The organism is Aphanothece sacrum FPU1 (genome assembly GCF_003864295.1).
GTDB lineage: Bacteria > Cyanobacteriota > Cyanobacteriia > Cyanobacteriales > Microcystaceae > Aphanothece_B > Aphanothece_B sacrum.
Genome location: NZ_BDQK01000001.1, coordinates 227,769 through 251,831, shown reverse-complemented (window position 1 = coordinate 251,831; position 24,063 = coordinate 227,769). Strand labels below are relative to the sequence as shown.

7 protein-coding genes and 1 pseudogene are annotated in these 24,063 nt (G+C 37.0%); 4 read left to right on the top strand and 4 right to left on the bottom strand.

The annotated features are described in order from the left end of the window. Positions 1–227 precede the first annotated feature (227 nt). The 3 genes from AsFPU1_RS01075 to AsFPU1_RS01065 are packed head-to-tail and all read left to right on the top strand — an operon-like array spanning position 228 to position 16,167. Positions 228–5,027: a beta strand repeat-containing protein gene (locus AsFPU1_RS01075; RefSeq protein ID WP_124969871.1), complete on the top strand. Its 4,800-nt coding sequence runs from the start codon at positions 228–230 to the stop codon at positions 5,025–5,027. A gap of 43 nt (positions 5,028–5,070) precedes the next feature. Further along, positions 5,071–6,216, top strand: a complete 1,146-nt coding sequence (locus AsFPU1_RS01070; protein WP_124969650.1) for an IS4 family transposase — start codon at positions 5,071–5,073, stop codon at positions 6,214–6,216. 6 nt (positions 6,217–6,222) lie between these two features. Next, positions 6,223–16,167, top strand: a complete 9,945-nt coding sequence (locus AsFPU1_RS01065) for a S8 family serine peptidase (protein WP_124969868.1) — start codon at positions 6,223–6,225, stop codon at positions 16,165–16,167. A 397-nt stretch (positions 16,168–16,564) separates the two neighbouring features. On the opposite strand, the pseudogene AsFPU1_RS23485 reads toward AsFPU1_RS01065, so the two are convergent. Next, a pseudogene (locus AsFPU1_RS23485) lies at positions 16,565–16,703 on the bottom strand (transposase); the annotation flags it as partial. A 422-nt stretch (positions 16,704–17,125) separates the two neighbouring features. Here AsFPU1_RS23485 and AsFPU1_RS01060 point away from each other — a divergent pair. Beyond that, positions 17,126–19,381: a M10 family metallopeptidase gene (locus AsFPU1_RS01060; RefSeq protein ID WP_124969865.1), complete on the top strand. Its 2,256-nt coding sequence runs from the start codon at positions 17,126–17,128 to the stop codon at positions 19,379–19,381. A 209-nt stretch (positions 19,382–19,590) separates the two neighbouring features. Here the strand turns inward: AsFPU1_RS01060 and mraY are convergent, their stop codons facing one another. From mraY to AsFPU1_RS01045, 3 genes are all read right to left on the bottom strand, one after another. After that, a complete protein-coding gene (gene mraY, locus AsFPU1_RS01055) occupies positions 19,591–20,688 on the bottom strand; it encodes a phospho-N-acetylmuramoyl-pentapeptide-transferase (protein ID WP_124969862.1) in 1,098 nt (365 codons plus the stop codon). Between the two features lie 90 nt (positions 20,689–20,778). Further along, positions 20,779–21,015, bottom strand: coding sequence for a DUF3134 domain-containing protein (locus tag AsFPU1_RS01050; protein WP_124969859.1), 237 nt, complete (start codon positions 21,013–21,015; stop codon positions 20,779–20,781). Between the two features lie 57 nt (positions 21,016–21,072). Next, entirely contained in the window at positions 21,073–23,928 is a 2,856-nt protein-coding gene (locus AsFPU1_RS01045) for a cyclic nucleotide-binding domain-containing protein (protein WP_227873325.1), read from the bottom strand. Between the last annotated feature and the right edge of the window lie 135 nt (positions 23,929–24,063).

Below are 24,063 nucleotides of genomic sequence, written 5' to 3'. Positions count from 1 at the left end.
TAGTTAAGTAGAGCCAGTATCAAAAATATTCATTTTGGGACTTGACAAAAACAAAAAAAACTTTTAGGATTTGTAAGAATATTCTTAATATTAGTCAATTACGTACAAAAAAACTATAATAACTAGATGAAAAATTAAGAGTATTAATAATAAGTTTTCTTAGGAAAAATCATTGAATTTAGCCTCTGTTTTTGCTTGACTTCTAAAAAAAATTATCATTTATCATAATGACTAATTCCTTGTTAACCATCAATTCTTTAACCCTTGTGCCATCCCTCATGGCTGTCTTAGAACAGGCATTTTTACTCAGTCAAACCACATTACAAAACTTTGCTAATAACCCTGATTTTGCCGCTAAAATGGCATTGGCTTTTAACTCAACCTCTCAAGCTGATACCCTACAGACGGCTTGGTTAAACGGTGATTTTGCTGGGTTTCCTGCCCTAGAAATTCGCTATCAGTCCGAGCTAAATGGGGCAAATGGGGCTTATAGTGCCGATACAGGCATAATTTACCTAGCTTATGAGTATTTACTGCAATTATTTCCCCCTTCTCAAGGGGGGTTAGGGGGAATCAATGCCTTAGTAGGGTTAATTTTAGAGGAATATGGCCATTATGTAGACGTAGTGTTAAATGGCAGTAATGACAGTGATGGGGATGAAGGGGCAATATTTTCGGCGTTGGTAATGGGGCAAAGTCTGAGTGAGACTGATTTAGGGCAGTTAAAGACGGAGAATGATCACGGGGTTATTAGCTTTAATGGGGTGAATATTGCGGTCGAAATGCAGAATTTCGCGGGAAGTGCTGGAAATGATACGATTACGGGAACTTCTGGGGATGATGTAATTGATGGGTTAGGGGGAAATGATAGTTTAAACGGGTTAGCAGGAGATGATATTTTAAATGGTGGGGATGGTAATGATACTTTGGATGGTGGGGATGGTAATGACATCCTTAATCCTGGTTTGGGGGTTGATACAATTGATGGCAATACAGGAACAGATACCTTAATTGCTGATTATACCACAGCAACAGTTTCAGGGATTGGTACTAATAATTATGGAATTACTAATACTTCAAGTAAAATTTACTCTTCTTATTCTAGCACAACATTACTTAATTATTCTAATATTGAGCTATTTAATATTACTGGCACTCAATATAATGATTCTTTTTCTGCTAATACAGGCTATAAAATTAATGCAGGTGGGGGAAGTGATACTCTCACTTTAAGCTTGAGTAATACTAGCACCAATTGGGTGTTAGATTGGGCAAATGCAAATGCTCAACTTAGTGGCGATAGTAACACTCAAATTAGTAATTTCGAGAAAATATCTTCAGTCACAACAGGAAGCGGTAATGATACCTTTAAGTTTACTAATTATCTGTTGAATAGCTCAATTGATGGCAACACAGGAACAGATACCTTAATTGCTGATTGTACCACAGCAACAGTTTCAGGGATTGGTACTAATAATTATGGAATTACTAATACTTCAAGTAAAATTTACTCTTCTTATTCTAGCACAACATTACTTAATTATTCTAATATTGAGCTATTTAATATTACCGGGACTCAATATAATGACAGCCTGACAGGTTATGCTGGTAATGATACTCTCATTGGTGCTGCGGGTGATGATACCATTAATGGCACAATAGGAGATAGTTTAGATGGAGGTGAAGGAACTGATACGGTCAATCTAGACTTAAGCAGTGCTATGACTAATTTAACCTTTGATTTGGATTTATCAGTGACTACTAATTTACAAGGAATTAGTGGCACTGAAGTTAAGAATTTTGAAAAAATTGGCACAATTACTACAGGAAGTGGTAATGATACCTTTAAGTTTACTAATTATCTGTTGGGTGGCACAATTAATGGCAATACAGGAACAGATACCTTAATTGCTGATTATACCACAGCAACAGGTTCAGGCATTAGTACTAATAATTATGGAATTACTAATACTTCAAGTCGAATCTATTCTTCTTATAACAGTGGTACATTCCTTAATTATTCTAATATTGAATTATTTAATATTACTGGGACTCAATATAATGACAGCCTGACAGGTTATGCTGGCAATGATACTCTCATTGGTGCTGCGGGTGATGATACCATTAATGGCACAATAGGAGATAGTTTAGATGGAGGTAAAGGAACTGATACGGTCAATCTAGACTTAAGCAGTGCTATCACTAATTTAACCTTTGATTTGGATTTATCAGTGACTACTAATTTACAAGGAATTAGTGGCACTGAAGTTAAGAATTTTGAAAAAATTGGCACAATTACTACAGGAAGTGGTAATGATACCTTTAAGTTTACTAATTATCTGTTGGGTGGCACAATTAATGGCAATACAGGAACAGATACCTTAATTGCTGATTATACCACAGCAACAGGTTCAGGCATTAGTACTAATAATTATGGAATTACTAATACTTCAAGTCGAATCTATTCTTCTTATAACAGTGGTACATTCCTTAATTATTCTAATATTGAATTATTTAATATTACTGGGACTCAATATAATGACAGCCTGACAGGTTATGCTGGCAATGATACTCTCATTGGTGCTGCGGGTGATGATACCATTAATGGCACAATAGGAGATAGTTTAGATGGAGGTAAAGGAACTGATACGGTCAATCTAGACTTAAGCAGTGCTATCACTAATTTAACCTTTGATTTGGATTTATCAGTGACTACTAATTTACAAGGAATTAGTGGCACTGAAGTTAAGAATTTTGAAAAAATTGGCACAATTACTACAGGAAGTGGTAATGATACCTTTAAGTTTACTAATTATCTGTTGGGTGGCACAATTAATGGCAATACAGGAACAGATACCTTAATTGCTGATTATACCACAGCAACAGGTTCAGGCATTAGTACTAATAATTATGGAATTACTAATACTTCAAGTAAAATTTACTCTTCTTATTCTAGCACAACATTACTTAATTATTCTAATATTGAGCTATTTAATATTACTGGCACTCAATATAACGATAACCTCAATGGGAGTGGAGGAAATGATACTCTCATTGGGGGTGAAGGGAATGATAGCCTTAGCGGGGGTGATGGTAATGACAAACTCTCAGGAGTAAATGCCAAAAAACTAACCCCCGGACTAAATGAGATAGACACTTTAAGTGGAGGAAATAGCATAGATACCTTTATTTTAGGGGATGCTGCTAATATTTATTATGACGATCGCAATAATACGACAACTGGAACGACTGATTACGCAAGGATTACCGATTTTAACGCCACTCAAGACATTATCCAACTCAACGGAGCAAAAAGCAATTATCGCTTAACAACTGCCTCCTTTAATAACATCTCAGGAACCGCTATCTATGTTGATAAACCCAATACTGAACCCGACGAACTGATAGGCTTTATTGAAGGAGTCACAGGCTTAGATATTAACAGCAATGCTTTTGTCACCGCTAAAGATGAAATAGCCTTTAGTAATGCTCAATTTCGAGTCATAGAAGATGGTACGCCCGTTGTTGCTGTTACTGTCGTTCGTAGTGGTGCAGTACAAACTGAAGTTAGTGCTACCATCACTCTTAATAATGGCACAGCTATCTCTCCCGAAGATTACAATAATACTCCCATTATCGTTAACTTTGCTCAAGGAGAAACTAGCCAAACCGTCATTATCCCCATCATTGATGATAGCGAATTTGAATTAGATGAAACCATTAACTTAACTCTCACTAATCCCACTAATGGTGCAGTTTTAGGTTCACAAAATACAGCCAGTCTAACTATTGTTGATAATGAAATTCCTCTTCCGGGTATTTTAGCGTTTAGTGCCACTAACTACAGTATCACAGAAGATGGAACCCCCATTGTTACAGTAACCATTATTCGTACAGATGGCAGTGATGGGGCAGTTAGTGCTACCCTCAATTTAAGCGATGACACTGCTACTGCACCTAATGACTATGGCAATACCCCCATTGTCGTTAATTTTGCCCATCGAGAAACCAGTAAAACCGTTACTATTCCTATTGTTAATGACAGTATTTATGAAGGTGATGAAACCCTAAAATTAAGCTTAACTAATCCGACAGGTGGCGCAACTTTAGGTGGTCAAAATACAGCTAATTTAACAATTGTTGATAATGATTTGCCGACGATTTCTTTAGTAGTTTCTCCTGATAGTGTGACAGAAGATGGTCTAACTAATCTTGTTTATACGTTTATACGGACGGGTAATACAGTTAGCCCTTTAACCGTTAATTTTAATGTCGGTGGAACAGGAATATTTAATAATGACTATATCCAAAGTGGGGCAGCAAGTTTTAATGGAACAAGTGGAAGTATTACCTTTGCTGCAGGTTCTGATACAGCAATTTTAACCCTTGACCCAACAGTAGATAGTATGTTTGAAGCTGATGAAACAGTCAATTTAACCTTGGTTTCTAGTGCTAATTATAATCGGGGAACCACCACAGCAGTTAATAGCATTATTACCAATGATGATATTAATTCAGGTACTTTCTCCTTTAGTTCACCGCAATTTACGGTTAATGAAGACGGTACACCTATTACTGCTGTTACTATCAATCGTGCAGGAAATAGTAACGGTGAAGTTAGTGTTACTATTAACCTAAATAATGGCACGGCAACAGCACCAAATGATTATAATAATTCACCCATTGTAGTTACTTTTGCTTCAGGACAACAGACGAAAACGGTTAATATTCCCATTCAAAATGACTTGACCAGAGAGGGAGATGAAAGTATAAATATGGTGCTTTCTAACCCCACTGGTGGTGCAAATTTAGGGACTCAAACCAGTGCAAACCTTATCATTGCTGATAATGACATTGGCTTAAATGCAGAATATTTTAATGGTTATTTCAATGATAATTTAGGTTTCTTTACAGCAAATCAACCCATTTTAAAACGAACAGATAAAACTGTTAATTTCTTAAATCTGGCGTGGGGACATGAAACCCTGAAAGCCTTACCAGATGACGAAAAGAGCAAAACATGGTAAAAAGAAAATGTTCTTTTTTTAGCGATCGCCGTCTAAACCCAAAATGTTACCAGAAATTTATAACAACCATTTAACAAAGTATCTGAAAAAATCGGAATATTTAATACTGTTAATCATGATAGAATTAGTGCAAGTATATAGGAAAATTAGGTTTTATGAGTTAGCTAGTTATTTTCCCAGTCCCATTTTATTTGAAAGTAAGAGAAAAAAGTTAAAACGGTTTTTCGAGATTCCTTGTTTGACAATTGAAGGAGTATGGATACCTATCATAAAACAGTGGTTAAAGCAATCATTTAGTACAGGAGATGTCTTACATATTGCCATAGATAGAACCCAATGGGGGTTGATTAATATTTTGATGGTAAGTCTGGTAATTGATAATAGAGGAATTCCCTTATATTTTGAGTTGCTAGATCACATCGGTAATAGTAACTTTGACACACAGAAAAGTATATTAGCCCGAATATTACTCTTTCTAAAAGAATATAAAATAGTTGTCTTAGGGGATAGAGAATTCTGCTCAGTTGAACTAGCAAAATGGTTACATGGACAAAAAAGAGTTTATTATGCACTCAGATTGAAGAAAAGCAACTATATTGAAGTAGAAAAGGAAATGTGGACGCGACTAAAAGATTTAGGATTATCTTCAGGAATGTCTTTATTTTATCAAGGAGTTAAAGTTACGAAAACAAAAGGATTTATAGGCAGTAATATAGTGGCGAAATGGAAAAAGAAGTATAGAGGAATAGAGACAAAAGAAGCTTGGTTTATTATCACAAATTTAACCAGTATTGATGAGACGATTGACGCTTATAAAAAGAGATTTTGTATTGAGGAAATGTTTCGGGATTTTAAGAAAGGTGGTTATGATTTAGAAAGAACGAAATTAACAGGACATCGCCTTACTTCCTTAATTATATTGATTACTCTAGCTTATTCAATGGCAACATTTTCTGGAAAAATTATTAAAGAGAAAGGATTGGCAAAATATGTGGGGAGAGTCAGAAAAAACAAGAAAATGCGACGGAGACACAGTAACTTTTATATCGGTCTTCATGGAAAAGATTGGGTTGACTCTTGTGATTTATTTACCGTTGAAGCCCAGGCATTAATGCAATTAAGCCCCGAAAAACGCGCCTATTATCGACGAGGACGACGGGCTATATCCCTGATTAAGTCTAGCTTATAGATTTTTATGTCCCCACGCCAGGTCAATCTTAATTCTAGTGATACCACAGAAGCTACTGTTCCCAATACTGTAATAATTCCCGTCGGACAAACTTCTGCTACTTTTACAATTACAGGAGTCAGTGATGGTATTAATGATGGTAGTCAAACCATTAATATTAATGCCTCAGCAGACGGTTTAAATAGTGGTAGTGATAGCTTAGAAGTTACTGATATAAATGTCCCTGATTTATCGGTGACTCAGTTACAAGGAATACAACCCACTTATACAGGTAAACAATCACAATTTACTTACACTATTGCTAATAATGGCATTATTTCTGCATCAGGAAGTTGGAAAGACAGGGTTTATTTGTCAACGGATAATAAACTAGATGCTAATGATACTTTATTAGGAGAATTTGGCTTAGGAAGTACAGAAAATCCTGCTAATTTATTACCAGGAACATCTTATAATCGCACTGTTACCTATTTTGCGTCAAGAACTCCAGGACAGTATTATTTAATTGGAGTAACAGATAGCGAAAATACAATTAATGAAGGGGTAAACATTGGAGAAAATAATAATACGACTATTACTCCACTAACCATAACACCTGCTTATCGTGCGACAGTTTATACTGATACAGAAACCGCGATCGCAGGTAATCCTATCACTTTACGAGGAACGGCTTTAAGTAATAGTGATAATTCTCCCGTTGCCTTTGAATTTGTGAAAGTCAGGGTAGAAAATAAGGGGAATATACGAGAATTTGATGCGTTTACTGATGCAAATGGCAATTTTGTCCGTCAATTTTCTCCCTTAACAGGAGAAGCAGGAAATTATAAAATTAATGCTTATTTTCCTGGGTTTTCTCAAGAAGATAGTGCAGCAGAAGATCAGTTTACTTTGTTAGGAATGCGGTTTGAACAAAATGACCAATTCTTAACTCAAGTTTCTCAGCGTATTACAGAAGGAACAACTTTTAATGGTTCGGTTAAATTACAGAATTTAAGTAATATAGAATTATCGGGATTAACTGCTAATATAAATGGTGCGCCGAGTGATTGGACAGTTAATCTTACTCCAGAGAAAACGACTTTATCAGGGAATGAAGAAATAACGGTTAATTACAGTATTAATGTCCCTAATGATAACTGGAGTTATTACAATTTCTCAGTGGGTTTAAGTAGTAATGAAGGGGTGACAGCTAACTTACCAGTAAGGGTAGATGTGGCGCAATTATTACCCCGTTTAGTGGCAGATACTAGCAGATTACAAGCAAGTATGTTACGAGGAGGACAAAGCCTTGTAGAATTTACTGTTAGTAATCAAGGGGAAATAGCATCAGGGGAATTAGATATTTTACTCCCTGAAGCGTCTTGGTTAAAGTTAGCTTCACCTGTCACTTTACCTTCTTTAAATCCAGGTGAATCAACTAAAGTATCCTTATTATTACAACCTTCAGCAACGCAAGAGTTAACGGTTTATAACGGCAATGTTGTCATTTCAGGAGATGAAGCTTCCTTAAGTTTACCCTTTGATTTTCGTGCGGTTTCCGAAGCAAAAGGCAATCTTAATATCAATGTAGTTGATGAATTATTCTTTTTTGCGGAAGGTTCACCGAGGTTAGAAAATGCCACAGTAACTTTATTAGATCCCTTTACGGGAAGGGTTATTTTCTCTGAACAAGATGCGGATGGGGTATTATCAAAAACTGATTTAGCCGAGGGATATTATACCCTGAGAGTAACAGCAAATAACCATGATACTTATCAACAAAATATCTTCATTGGTGCAGGAGAAACAGAAGATATTCAGGCATTTTTGTCAAGGCAAACGGTTAAATATACTTGGACAGTAACGCCGACAGAAATTGAAGATCGATATACCATTAGTGTTCAATCTACTTTTGAAACTGATGTTCCGATTCCGGTTGTTGTTATTGATCCGCCTTTAATTGATTTAAAAGATTTACAGGTAGTTGGTCAAGTCACACAGATTAATATGACGGTGACTAATCACGGATTAATTACTGCTAATGATATTAAGTTGAATTTTGGAACTCATCCATTTTATAAAATTGAGCCATTACTGGGTGAAATTGATAATTTAGCTGCTAAAAGTTCCCTGACTATTCCTGTGAGGGTGACAAGAATTAACGATTTTTCTAATCCTGGTGGCGGTGGTACTGGTGGCGGTACTGGCGGTGGGGATGTAGATCCAGATACACCCGTTCCTTGCTCAATTTCTGGATCTTTACAATGGTCTTATCCTTGTGGGCCTAATAATGTCACAAGAGGGTCTGCGATCGCCGTTAGCAACGTTGAAGGAAATTGTCCTCCTAGCTTACCGTCTATTGGCGGTGGCGGCGGTGGCGGCGGTGGCGGCGGTATTTTTAGTCCTACGCCGATTATTACTAATATTAATCCTTGTAATACTAATCCCCAACCCAATCCTCCTTGTGATGTAAATAGGCTGGATGTATTTAATGCTGTTGCCGGATGTGTTATAGATTTAATTGGTGTTTTTACACAACTACCAAAGTTAGACGACTGGAGAAATTTAGCTAGTTGTTTGAAAGATACAATTGGACTATATACAGAAAATAGACCGACATATTTTGATGAAACTAAAGCTCTTTATGGATGTCTAAAATCGTTAGGTGAAGTAGCAAAAAAAATTAATAAACCATTAGGTGCTTTTCTAGTAGGCTTTAGCTGTGCTTTAGAAATTGGAGATTCACTACGCTGTCTTTTGATATCATCCAACACTCAGTCTCAAAGTCAAATTGCTTTCGAGACTACCTTTCAGAATTCTAATGCAATTATCGGCTCTAATCCACTGTTAGAGTTGCTCGAAAAAATGGAAGATGTTTATGCACGTTTACAAAAAATTGTTGACTTCCATCTCTACTTATTTGATTCTTCTGCCTGGCTGAATGAAACTATTGAGACTAAAGATTTCGGTAACTGGATAGATGCTTTTTTCTTAAGAACTGAGGAATTGACCGACAATGGTTTCAAGCTGTCTAGTACAGAAGTTAACGAACTCATCAACATTTCGCAGTCTCTTGAAATAAATACTGCTGATATTAATCGATTTGTAGAACGATGGAATCGAAGTATTGATTATTGGAATGCTGGAATTACAAATGCTTCTGAAGTTCCTAATGGACAGAATACTGATTTTCTAGATTTGGATGTTTGGCAAAGTAAGCTAAAAATTGCCGAACAAGAAATGCAAATCAGTGTTAGCAGAGGCTTTGAAGATATTTTTGCTGAAGCAGAACAAATAGCACAAGGTATTTTTAGCGAAATAGAAAGGTTGAGCCGTAATTTTGGTTCGTTTTCAATGTCGTCTTTAGAAGCAGAATCTGAAGAAATTCAAGCAGAGAATGCAAGTGTCTGCGCTCAAGTCACCATCAAAATCGACCAAGAAGCAGTAATGACCCGTGCTGCGTTTCTGGGTAGTTTAGAAATCGAAAACGGCAACGCAACCAACCTCGAAAACCTCTCTGTTATCCTGCAAATTAAAGACGAAAACGGCAATATTGTTAACGACTTATTTGGCATTACTTCACCCATCCTCAGCAATATTACCGCCGTTGATGGTACGGGAATCTTAACAGGAGATAACCCTAATACTCCCCAAGATGAAGGCATTGGTAGCGCACAATGGACATTTATTCCTACTAATTTAGCTGCACCAGAAATCCCCACTCAATACACTATCGGAGGCACACTTTCCTACCTCGAAAACGGCACAACCGTCACTGTTCCCTTACTCTCTACTCCCATTACTGTCTTCCCTCAAGCAGAACTCTATTTAGACTATTTCCATCAACGGGATGTCTTTGCCGATGACCCCTTTACCGAGGATATTATTGAAACGTCTGTCCCTTATTCCCTCGCTGTTTTAGTCAGAAATGAAGGCAAAGGAGACGCAAAAAATCTTAAGATTACTTCTGGTCAACCCAAAATCATCGAGAATGAAAAAGGGTTATTAATTGACTTCCAAATTATCGGTTCAGAAGTTAATGGACAAGGGGTTAGTCCTTCCTTAACCGTCAATTTTGGAGATATTCAAGCCGGAAAAACTGCCGTTGCTGACTGGTTACTCAAATCCAGTTTACAGGGTAAATTTATTGACTATAAAGCCACCTTTGAACATACTAATAGCTTAGGTAAAGCCGAACTGTCCTTAATCAAAGAAGTCAAAATTCACGAATTAATCCATCAAGTTCAAGTTAATCATCCTAACCCTGATAGCTTACCTGATTTCCTCGTTAATGATACCTTTGATGCAGAATTTACCCCTGATACTCTTTACTTTAGTAGTGGGGGGACTGCACCCGTCAACGCCGTTAAAAATGCCACCATTGACACACCTGCAACCCTCAATGATTTAACCGTTCAAATTACCGCCACCGTTGACAATGGTTGGACTTATTTCCGCTTAGATGAACCCAGTAATAGCCAATTGGATCTCGCTAAAATATTGCGTTCTGATGGCACAGAAATTAGCTTAGAAAACATTTGGACAACTGACCGCACTTTCCCCGCAACAGGTCGCCCAATTTATGAAAATATTTTACATTTTCTTGACAATAACGCCACAGCAGGAACGAAAATCTACACGGTTGTTTATACCCCTGGTGGACCCACCGTTACCGATATCATTGATGTTAGTCCTGACCCCATCGCTACGGCTGTTAACGCCATTACCGTTGACTTTTCTGAAGCCATTAAAGCGAATACTTTTGATTACAACGATCTCAGTTTAACCCTCAATGGTGGTTCAAATTTAATCAATTCTACGATTTCGATTTTTGCCTTATCTCCTACCCGTTATCAAATTACCGGATTAAATACTTTAACCAATAATGATGGAGACTATACCTTAACGGTTAACGCATCAGGAATACAAGACACCACAGGTAAATTAGGCACAGGGTTCTTGACAGAAACGTGGCTAAAAATAGCCACAGGAAATGCTGATACAACCCCTCCTATTGTTACTGATGTAGTTGATCTTTTAATTGCTCCTCGTAATCAACCAGTTCCCTCTTTAACGGTTACTTTTTCCGAAAAAATTGACCTCAGTACCTTCACTTGGCAAGATATTATTCTGACTCGCAATAATGGCACGAATTTAATTAATAATACTGTCACAATTAGTGCTATTAATGATACGACTTATCGGATTAATAATTTAACCGCTTTAACCCTCACCGATGGTACTTATACCCTCAGCGTCAACGGTAGTGGTATTCAAGATTTGTCGGGTAATTCTGGAACAGGAATACAGTCTGAAACCTGGGTAATGGATACCATTGCACCCACTGCACCGACTAATATTAATGTTACTAATACCCTAACAGCTTTGGGCGCAAACCTTGCGCCCCTACAGGAATTTGTCACCCTAACTGTATCAGGACAAAGACGAATTAATACAACCAACCCCAATATTAGCGGAGAATTAGGCGAAACCGGCTTAAAAGTCTTTTTCTACGACAAAACTACCAATACTCTCTTACAACAAGCAACGGTTACAGGGACGCAGTTTAATAGTAACGTTCAACTGCCGTCTCCAGGTGCAAGAGAATTAGAAATCCGAGTACAAGATGCAGCAGGAAACACCACCAATACAACTTTAAGCTTATTTGCAGACGTTACAAAACCCGTTTTAACTCAATTCCTCAACGTTCCCACCTCAACCCCTAACCCCGTTAATAGTATCGATGTTCAATTCTCAGAAACTATCGATTTAAGTACCTTCGATAAGAGTGATATTTCCTTAACCCGTGATGGTGTCACCCTTACCCTACCGAATACGGTGACAGTTGACTACATCTCTGGTACAACCTATCGCATAAACGGGTTAGATACCTTAACTAATACCCCTGGAATTTATAATTTACGGGTTGATGCTACCACCATCCAAGATAATGCAGGAAACAGTGGTGATGCACCCAAAACCGCAACCTTTAGCATTACACCACCTGCAACCCCAGGTATCACCCTAACCCAAACGGGAGGCAATACCAGCATTACTGAAGGAGGTAACACCGATAGCTACAGTTTAGTCTTAAAAACTCAACCCACTGCTGACGTTACCATTACCCTAACAGGTAACAGTCAAATTACCCTTAATCAAACTACCTTCACCTTTAATTCAACGAACTGGAATACTCCCCAAACTGTTATCGTTACTGCGGTTAATGACACCGTAACTGAAGGAAATCACACCGCAATTATTAACCATTCTGTTACCAGTAGCGATACCAATTACAACGGGTTAACTGTTCCTAATGTTAACGTCGGTATTCAAGATAATGATGCTGAAATCAAAGGCAATATTTGGAATGACATTGATGGCAATGCGGTTAATAATAATGAAGCAAATCTATCAGGTTGGACGGTTTATTTAGACAGTAATGGGAACAACCAATTAGATAACGGTGAAACTTCCACCCAAACGGATGCGAACGGTAACTATCAGTTCACCAATTTACGACCTGGAACTTATAACGTTGCACAAATTGTTCAAGAAGGATGGAAACAAACCTATCCTATCTTTACTATTAGCACAACTGGGGCAAATATTCCCCTTTCTATTCCCACTTTAGACCTGATTTCTCCCTTCTCAGAAGGTCAAACTCAACTGAACTTTAGTGCAGCCAATTATACCGTTCAAGAAGACGGAACCGCTATCACCGAAATTATTGTTACCCGTACAGGAGATATTACCAATTCTGTCGGTGCAACCCTAAGTTTTATTGATGGAACTGCGAAGGGATGCGGTTGTGCAGCAAGTTCTATTAATAATGAAGTTAGCAAAGTCATTACTGTTCAAAATGCCATCTTAAATAATCCCAACGCTATCAAAATTCGCAATGATGACAAAGTAGAAGGAGACGAAGACTTTACTATCCAATTAACTAACCCAACTAACGGCGCAATTATTGGTAATCAAGGTACTGCAAACATCACTATTCTTGATGATGAATCTCCTTCCAATACCCCAACTAATCCTCCTGTTACCAATACAAATACTACCCCTTCTACTCCCCTCAATAGTAACGCTATTTCCCTAATTTACCTTGATGACTTCTGGACAGATTCTCGTTTTTCTGACATCAAAGGACAAGGGCAAAGCATTGTTATTATTGATACAGGGGCAGACTTAAATCATCCCTTATTTGGACCCGATACTGATAATAATGGCATAGCAGATCGCATTATTTATCAATACGACTTCGCCGATAATGATGGAGATGCGGGCGATCGCAATAATCATGGTTCTCATATTACCAGCATCGCTGCCCAAATTGCCCCCGAAGCTAACCTAATTATCCTCAAAGTCTTTAAAGACAACGGTTCTGGCTATTTTGCCGACTTAGAGGAAGCCCTGCAATGGGTTAATCAAAATTCCTTAGCATATAATATCAAATCTGTCAACCTTTCTTTAGGAGATAGTCAAAATTGGACAACAGAAGTCCCACGTTATGGTATTGGGGATGAATTAACTGCGATCGCATCTCAAAACATCCTCATTGCAGCAGCCGCAGGGAACAGCTTCTACACCTTCAACAGTACCCCAGGACTTGCCTATCCTGCCATTGATCCTAATGTTATCTCAGTGGGGGCAGTCTGGGCTGATGACTTCGGTTCTCGTACCTTTGGCAATGGGGCAGTTGATTACAGCACAGCAGCCGACAGAATTGCTAGTTTCTCCCAACGTCACCCGCTTCTAGACGTATTTGCTCCAGGTATCTTGATTACAGGCGCAAATGCGACAGGTGGCACAATTTCAATGGGAGGAACCTCTCAAGCAACACCCTATATTAGTGCGATCGCCACCCTTTCCCAACAAATTGCCCAAACCTATTTAGGACGAGAACTTACTTTAACCGAATTTAGCACGTTATTAGATACTACCAGTGACCTAATTATTGATGGTGACGACGAAAACGATAACGTTATTAACACAGGAAATAGTTATCCTCGAATTAATGTTTTATCCCTTGCTGAAGCTATCTTAAACCTCAACAATAATTCTAATGGTTCTAATACAGGAAATACAGGGAATAACGGCACGAATGACCCCTTATATATTCCTGATAATACGGTTAGCTTAGTTCATACTGTTACGCTAACTGCGGGTCAAATTCTTACAAATATTGACTTTGGTAATCAGTTATTACCAACTAATCAACCCCCAACCCTAATTAATATTAATAAAACAGGGAATGAAGATAACGCCATCGCTTTCACCTTAACTGATTTTACCTCAGCTTTTAATGATCCTGATGGCAATAATCTGACTAAAATTCAGATTACTTCTTTACCGAATAACGGCACTCTCAACATCGGTAATACAGCGATCTCGCTAAATCAAGAAATAGCGATCGCCGAGATCAACAATCTCACCTTTGTGCCAAATACAAACTTTAATGGCAATATTAGCTTTAATTGGAACGGTTTTGAAGGCACTGTTTACGCGACTAATTTTGCTACCGTAAATATTACGGTTAATGCAGTAGATGACTTACCTGTTATTAATCAGGCGATCGCCAATCTGACTGTTAACGAAGATGCTGCTAACACCGTCATTGACTTAACAAATGTCTTTAGTGATGTGGATGGAGATGTCATTATTAAGAGCGTGTTTGCTAACAATAATCAAGGATTAGTAACAGCGACAATTAACAATAATCAACTTACTATTGATTATTTAGACAATCAATTTGGCACAGCAAATATTACCATTCGGGGAACTTCTAACGGTCAATTTGTGGATAATATCTTCAATGTAGTGATTAACCCTGTTAATGACGCACCAGTGGTTCAAAATGCGATCGCCCCTCAAACCGCTACCGAAGGACAACCCTTCACCTTCACCATCCCTGAAACCACCTTTAGCGATGTTGATGATGTTATTCTCAGCTACACTTTAGCTGATGGGACTTTATTACCCCAAGGGATCAGTTTTGATGCTGCAACCCTTACCTTTAGTGGCACACCTAACGATCTAGCTTCTGGCAATTATGACATAACTGTTACCGCAATGGATAGTGTTGGAGAAAGTGCCTCTGATACCTTTACCTTAAAGGTAATTAATACCATCAATGGTACTGCCAATAGTGAAACCCTCAAAGGCACGAATAGCAACGACAACATCAACGCAGGTGCAGGGAATGATACGGTATACGGTGGTGCAGGGAATGATACGATATACGGTGGTGCAGGAGATGATGTTATTGATGGAGGAACAGGCATTGACCAACTCGTGGGCGGTACTGAAGATGACACCTACATCGTCAATAGCAGGCGTGATGTAGTAGTGGAAAACCCTGGAGAAGGCCAAGACACGGTTAAATCTTCAGTTACCCATACCCTAACCACCAATGTGGAAGACCTAATCTTAACGAGAACTGGCAACATTAATGGAACAGGCAATACTCTAAACAACACTATCACAGGCAACAGTGGCAATAACCGTCTCAAAGGACTCAGTGGTAATGACACTCTCAAGGGTGAGGGAGGCAATGATACCTTAGTAGGAGGTGCAGGAGATGACATCTTGACTGGAGGTGACGGGGCCGACCAATTCATCTTTGGTAGTTGGGCAAAATTCGCTTCTAGTGCCTTTGGAGTGGACATTTTGACTGATTTTGTCAAAGGCATCGATAAAATCGCTCTGAGCAAAACCTCTTTCAAGTCCCTCACCAGTGCGGTTGGCGGTAATTTAAACGCCTCTGAATTTGCCCTGATTAACAATGCTCTCAACGAACTCACGGTGGTGGGTTCAAGTAGTGCCAAAATGGTGTACAACCAAGTCACAGGAAACCTATTCTATAACCAAAATGGTGCTACGACTGGTTTAGGAAATGGGGGACAGTTTGCCAAGTTAAATCTTGATGTGACTGGAATCATTGACGAGACAGATTTCCTCATTCAAGCTTAAATAGTTCTTTTTTCCTCTAATTGTTTTGTTCCCTAACCAATCTAAAATGAGTGCTAAGTTTTGTATTAAGCCTTCGGTTCTCCCGTACCTATGGTTATAAGTAAAGCTTATAATTCGTAGGGTGGGTTAGACGCAGCTATGATTTTGATGAAAAACTCATAACTTTTAAGGCGCGTCGTAACTCACCATCTTAAGCATTGTAGTTTTTTATACATTTTACCCCAAGATGTTGGGAGACCCGCTATACAAACAAAGGTTGCCTACGCAACTTAGAATTTAATCCGCGTTCGTCGGACTATCGTTTTTATAGCATAAGGCTTTAGCCTTTTATTGATTATTAATTTAGCATAATAAGTCCGGTAGAACCACAAATGATTACTGTTAATACCGAATCTCCTAATTCTTCTTTTAATTCATAAGCAATACTCAAACGCCGGAAACTGATTTAAAAGTAACCGTAAGTCCTTCCTTTCCTCATCAGTCAAATCCACCCCATTTTTGAGAAGTAAACAGCGATTTTTTAAGCCTTTTAATTTTTTTTATCTATTTTATTTTACATAATCTTTATAAAAGATTACTTAGATAAATTTTACAATATATCAGTAATTTTAATTATCATAGATATTTTTGGTTATTTTTATTTATCATTTTTCCTTAAAAATAATTAATTTATACAATAATTTAATTATTTTATTTTAAATTAATATCAGTATTTTCAGTTAAAAAAATATTTGATTAATCGGAAATTAAAATTTATTTTAAAATTGCTTTATTTTTCATTTTTGTTTTTATAATATTCATATTTTCACTTAAAGAAAGATCAGTAATTTTTCCCTTATCAGTAATTATATTGTTGTTTTAACATGAGGTTGTGTTCAAGATTGTGTGACTAAAAACACAGCCGATATGATCCACAGATCATTGTCATATTCAATAAAAAATTAAAAGGATAAATGAGATGGAAAAACCCATTAAAGTTTTGGCAAATGTTATTGATAAACCCCTTAACTCTCCCGAAGATTTAATCGGTTCAGAATTACGAGAACAGCTAAATCAAGTGACCTTAGATAATTTTCAGTTTTTGCCTCCTGTCATTAAAGTTATTAAAGAGAATTTCACTTCATCATTCGAGCAGACAAAAGAACAATTAAAAGAAAATTTATCTTCTTCTAATGATTTTAATTTAGAGGTTAAAATCAACACAAATAAAACTTCAAATTTAGGAAATACTTCTTCTCTGAATTCCCTAAAAGAATTAGAATTGCAGAGTAATTCTAGCGAATTATTGAATCATCAAGATAAGCTCATCAACTTATCATCTGAGACTAATTTAAAGACAGATAATAATATTTTACTCAATCAGACTAGTGGATGGCTAGGAAATGATAATCTGCAGATTGATCATAGTTTATCTACCCTCAATTTGCGATGTAATTGTCCCAATTGTTCTAGCCCTCTTTCCACTAATGAAGTTCCACGAAAGTTAGTTACTAGCACTAGCAATACTACCACACAGAATAATTCCACCATCACGACACCTCCGATTAATACCCTTCTCTCAGGATATCAATGGACACTTAACTCGACTAATCCTGTTATCACTTATAGCTTTTATGAAAATGATGTCTTTAAAGGGGCTTATTCTGGATCTGAAACAGGAGTAAAAGAAGTTAGTGAAGGAGTTAAAAGCAATGTAAGATCTATTATGAATTGGATTAAAACTATTATTAATGTAGATTTCCAAGAAGTAATGGAAACTAACACTAATACTTTTGGTACAATTCGTTTTATGGACTCTAGTACGCCGGGTTATGCCTATGCTTATTATCCTCATGTTTCTGATTTAGGTGGGGATGTTCATCTTAAGACAAGTTACGATTATAGAGGGGATACTAATGGGTTTCAAAATTCTGCTGGGTCTCATGGTTATACGACCTTAATTCATGAAATTGGTCATGCGTTAGGATTAAAACATTCTTTTGCAGACCCTAATATCTTATCCCCACAATTAGATAATAGTAATAATACAGTGATGGGTTATAACTTCCTATATGGAGATGCTAGTACCGCCGCAACATTTATGCCCTTTGATATCGCTGCTTTACAGTCACTTTATGGCAAAAATCAAACCTATAATTCAGGAAATACAACTTATGTCTTTACCAGTAGCGTTGATAAATTTACCGTTAACGGCCAATCCTTAATTAATACTACTGATAATATTAAGCAAACCATTTGGGATGGAGGGGGGACTGATACAATAGATTTACTTCAATTAGTTGGTAATACTGAAGGTTATCGTATTGACTTAAATCCTGGGGGATTTATTACGAATAGTACTGTTTATGACAACACTAACTATACAGTCAATGGAGTGAATTATAAATCGACTCGTTTTGGCACAACTATTGCTTACGATGCAAACATTGAAAATCTTGTTACTTCCCGAAGTAGCGATACCATTTATCTGAATAATAACGCTAATTTTATCAGTGGTTATAGTTCTAAGCGATTAACTGGTAATGATGTTATTTTCAATGGAACCAGTCAAGATACATTAAGGGTAGAATATGATGTAAAGGCAGTAACTTCTAGCCAAATTGGAAATGATTTACGTTTGATATTAGGAAGTAATGGTTCGATTCTTGTGAAAGATTACTATCTTAATACAAGCAATCAAATCAAGATTGTTTATAATAATTCCCTTCCTACGACTACTACTTCCACTACGGGTAATTCCACAGCTACCAATACTCTTACTCCCACTACTAATCTGACTACCACAACTCCAACTGCACCGAAAAACAGTCTTAGTCTTACTAGCCAAAATATCATAGCTCAAATTATTTCTGATACCGGAATAGATGTAACAGGAGTTAAGCAAAATAAATCATTAGTTGGACAGTCATCACAAGTCGATATTTTATCAGGAAGCAAAGCTGCAGATACCTTCGTTTTAGGTGATAAAACCATTGCTTATTATGCTCAGACTCAGTTCCAAGACTTTGCTTTAATTGAAGAATTTAATGCACAACATGGAGATATTATTCAACTGCATGGTCAAGCAAGTTCATATGATTTTGTCTCCTTAAACCAGGAAAAATATGAAGGGATAGCTATTATTGATAAAACTCAAAATACGCCAGATTTAATTGCCGTTGTGCAAGGAATTGATGATTTAACTGCTACTAGCACAGCAATTAGTTTTGTTTAAAAAAATGCTAAGGTCGGTAAGCTAATACGCATTTAAAATGCGTATTAGCAAGGCAAAAGGCAAAAGGCAAAAAGAAAGAGAGTTGTAGCTATTTCCTTCAATTTAACCAATAAGCAGTTTAAATGCACAACAGCTTAAGCTAAATACAAAAGTAGGGGTCAACGGCCGTTGACCCCTATAACAATATTTCAGGTTTTATCAATTAATAATTAAGATAAAATCACGGCGCATAAAGCTAACCCTGCATTAATTAGATAAAAGATTCCTACAATTTGAGTTTCGGCCCAACCACTTAATTCTAAATGATGATGCAAAGGTGCCATTTTTAAGAGTCGTTTGCCTTTTCCGTCTGGCCCTTTAGTGGCTTTATAATAACTGACTTGAGCAATTACGGATAGAGATTCAACAAAGAAAATACCACTAAGAATAAATAATCCCCACAGATTACCGCTTAAAATGCCTACAGCAGCTAAAGAACCCCCTAACGCTAGAGATCCTGTATCTCCCATAAACACCTTAGCAGGATTGCGGTTATGGACGACAAACCCTAAGCAACCACCACTCATGCAAGCACAAAAAATCATTAACCCTGGAGAACTAGCAGCAACTAAGGCCCCTAACCCCAGAAATGCTAAGGCCCCTGTTCCTGCGGCCAACCCATCTACTCCATCAGTGAGGTTAGTGGCGTTACTTTCAGCTACCATGACAAAACCTGCTAGTAACCAAAAGAAAACACCCAAGGGTAAAATTAGAGAACCCGGTAAGGCAATATTCGTTAAACTCGATGGTTGAGTTGCAACCATCCAGAGACAAAAAATAACCGCGATCGCAATTTGTAAGATTAGTTTCATGCGGGGGGTTAGACCCTTATTAGATTGTTGCCGTAGAATTTGCCAATCGTCAATCCAACCAATGGCTAAATAAGCTAAGGTCACTAGAGAAACTGCAACCACAGAAGGCTCTAATTTTGACCAAATTAAGGCAACAATAACAGCTACAGGGACAAAAAAGATACCCCCCATAGTGGGGGTTCCAGCTTTAGTTAGATGGGTTTGGGGGCCATCTTCTTGAATGACTTGACCCGTTTTGAGTCTTCGTAATAGGGGAACTACTCCATATCCAAGGAGGCCACTCAAGGCCGCAGATACTCCTAAAGGAAACAGGAGAGAAAACCCGGAAATAGTTGCAGAGGAAAACATTTGAATCAGACTCAAACTAAGAAAACATAACAGTAAGGTTAATAAAATGAGCAAACTGTTTCCTGATGGTTGTTTGAGGGAGGTTGAAGGAAAGAATTTAGTATCCACAATTAACTTATTCTACGACTGAAAATTAACCCTAAAGAAGAAAAAGTCTAGGAGTTGTTCCTAGACTATCTCAAATGTGGCTAATGGTATTTAGTCTTCGTCAGATAAATCAAGTTCATCATCATCATCGTAGTTATCATCAACTTCGATTAAATCTGAGATTTCCACATCTTCCTCTAATGCTGCGTGAGAATCTTCATTTTCACGGGGAATTAAACGATTTGTTGCTTCTAACCAGTCGAGTATAGAGGAATTTTGTTTAATGGGAATAACCGCGGCCGGTTCATAGCGGGGTTCATAACGTACAGAAGGATTTGTATTATACATAAGTTACAAATAAATTTAGAATAAAGGACTATTTTGAGTTTACCAATAAACTAGCGATCATGAACTGGTTAAGTGTTGTAATTGTTGTAAACGACGGCTTTCTTGTTCAATAACTTTACGAGAAAATCCTTTATCTTGGCCCAGAAGTTCATTAAACATTGTTCCTTCAATGACTAATACATAAGCTAGATTAGAAGTTACCACAAATGTCCCTCTGACTTCCATATTACCTAAAATTTCCAATTCATTTAATAGTTGAACTGATTTTATTTCCTCAATATTTAATTCTCCCTCCTCATCCATACGTTGACACTCAACTGTCCCCTCAAGCAACAGTAATAAATCTTTGCTGATTTCTCCTTGTTCCCAAATAATATCTGATTGCTGATAATTTTTAAAGGGAACTTGATAAGCTAATTCCATCAAACTCTCAGCTTTTAATGTCTTTAATAAGTCACAACTCGACAAATATAACAGTCTTTCTAATGGTGTTACTACCCTAGATTCATTTTCTGTTGCTGTTGTTAAAATTTGTTGGGCGGTTTCTTTTAGAGAAGGATTCAACATTAAATAAGAGTCTAACAGTTGACGCGCTTGTTGTTGTCCTCGTTCGAGATTAAGTTGAGCTAATAAATATAAACTAACTGCCTTGGTTAAAGAATCGGGTTCTGCTAATAAGGTTTCTAAGTAGCTAACCATAACATCATTAGGCACATTTGTTGGTGTATCATTTTCTTGCTTTAGCTGTTGTTGTAAACGAGATATTAGGGTAGGATTGAGTCGTTGTTCCCAGTTTTGTTCTCTATCTTCGAGTAATTCTGGTAAAACAGACACAGTTAAACTCCCTAAAGCTAAAGCAATACGAGTTGCTTCTGTTCCTGAGTCCCATTGTTCTAAAATTTTGAGAACCCCTTTAGCAATTACTCGTTGTTTTTGAGCTACTGTTGAACATAGAATCCCTAATCCTGTTTTAAGATAAGGAATATCTAAGGAAGACGGAGGATATAATAAAGCTTGTTCGACTTCCCATAAATCTTGTAATTGACGTAATAATATATTACTACGACGTAAGCGTTGTTCCTCCTCATCTAAATTACCCAAAATCTTGGCTTCTTCTTCTAAAGTAATACCATACTCTTGAGAAAGAGATTCTACTGTTCCTCCTTCTTTATCTAACACATCAGAAATAGATTTTTCCTTCTTAACTACCTTTAATAATTCTCGACCTAATCCTGTTGCTCCTCGTCTTCGTTTATTCGTTACCATTCCCCGAATTCGTTGACGAAAACTTTGTAAACGTAATTGATTTTCACGACTTCGTTGTTGATTAGGATCAAGTAAATCGGGGTCTTCTACTCCTAATTCTGTTAAAATCGTCAAGTGTTCTTGTTCGCTAATTCCTAATTCTTGACGCATCTGTTGCAAGACTTCTAAACTACTTGTAGAGTTAACATAGCCTTCTTCTAAAGAATCCCGTAAAATTCCTTTATATGCTTCGAGTCGTTTATCTCCCGTAAAACCTGGCAGAATTTTTGCTAAAACATACACTTCATCTGCATTCAAAGATTCTAAGGAACGACCTTCTAAAAAACGAGAAACATCTAATTGTAAACGAGTTAATTGTTGACGTAGACGACTGGCCAAACTTTCACGAGCATAACCTTCAGGACTGCGTCCCCAGGTTCGATATAACCAAAGGGTACTCACCACAACTAACATAACATTAAATAAATATTGTAACCCTAAAGGTAATTTGCCAATATAAGAACGTCCCGCAAAAATGAAAAAGAAATTAAATACCCAAAAGGTTGTTAAGGTATAAATTTGATGTTGTAATTGTTGGGGAGTTAAAATAGGATTACGCTGTAATTGATAACTTTTATAGAATTTATCAAGTTGAATTCCTATAAAATATCCTAATGCACTAAAAAGCGCAACAGTCAAGGGAGCAGCGACTAATTTAGGAATAGGAATAGGAGTATTAAATAGATAAAATCCCGGATTAAATAATGTCTCTAATTGATTTTCTTGTCTTGTCCAGGCCCCTGATAAAAGATAATTCCAATTACCAGAATAAAGGTAATAATACACAAAAAATCCAACAACTAACCCAGCATAAGTATAGTAAAGAAACTTATAATCAGGTTTTTTGACCCAATCCCAATAGGTGCGTTCTGCATCAATATCTATACAAGGACTATGACAAGCGACACAAGCACTCACCTCCGTTCCGTCAGAGTTTTGACGACGACACATTGATTGAGTAATTATTGCCTGTTTTCCTTCATGAGCGACACTATTAAGAAGTCCTCTGGGTTCCCCATAAAATTCTTGTACTGGAGCCATAGGACAAAAATATTGACACCAAGCTTTACCCCCGTAGAGATAACCGACTAAAATCGCGCTACCAATACTAAATAGTAAAAAAATACCTAATATGATGCGACTAGAATCATAAAATAAAATACGACCACAAACTCCCACATATAAAAGCGCAAATTGGAGTTTAAGATAGTTGCGTCCTAACCAAGAATCTGCTTTAATTTTGACTAATTCATAATGAATTTGTCCTGTTTTAGGATTAACTCGTTTTCGTTGACGCTGTTTACCTAATCCTCTAAATAGTTGGGACATAAAACTCAAAGGGCAAATTCTTCGCCAAAATTCATGTCCAAAAACTAATAAGAAAAAGACCCCACAAGGAACAATTAATCCCCAAAATAATGAAGCTCCCATAGCATAAGAACTTTGTTTTATACATTCCCCTTGAACTGAAATACAGACTTGAGGATTAACTTTAAAAGGACTCCAAATGCTGTTAGGGTCGGTTAAAAGGGGAGAAATAGGGTCATAAAATAAGGAAAAAATTAACAGCAACCAACCACAAGTCAGACACCATCTGACCCTGTGCATATATTTTTCAGAAATTTTAGCTAACATATGAATTATGAATTATGAATTATGAATTATGAATTATGAATTATGAATTATGAATTATGAATTATGAATTATGAATTATGAATTATGAATTATGAATTATGAATTATG

Excerpts from the sequence above, each read along its gene's own strand:
- AsFPU1_RS01075 (WP_124969871.1), top strand. The coding sequence starts at position 228 with ATGACTAATTCCTTGTTAACCATCAATTCTTTAACCCTTGTGCCATCC.
- AsFPU1_RS01070 (WP_124969650.1), top strand. The coding sequence starts at position 5,071 with ATGTTACCAGAAATTTATAACAACCATTTAACAAAGTATCTGAAAAAA.
- AsFPU1_RS01065 (WP_124969868.1), top strand. The coding sequence starts at position 6,223 with ATGTCCCCACGCCAGGTCAATCTTAATTCTAGTGATACCACAGAAGCT.
- AsFPU1_RS01060 (WP_124969865.1), top strand. The coding sequence starts at position 17,126 with ATGGAAAAACCCATTAAAGTTTTGGCAAATGTTATTGATAAACCCCTT.
- AsFPU1_RS01050 (WP_124969859.1), bottom strand. The coding sequence starts at position 21,015 with ATGTATAATACAAATCCTTCTGTACGTTATGAACCCCGCTATGAACCG.
- AsFPU1_RS01045 (WP_227873325.1), bottom strand. The coding sequence starts at position 23,928 with ATGCACAGGGTCAGATGGTGTCTGACTTGTGGTTGGTTGCTGTTAATT.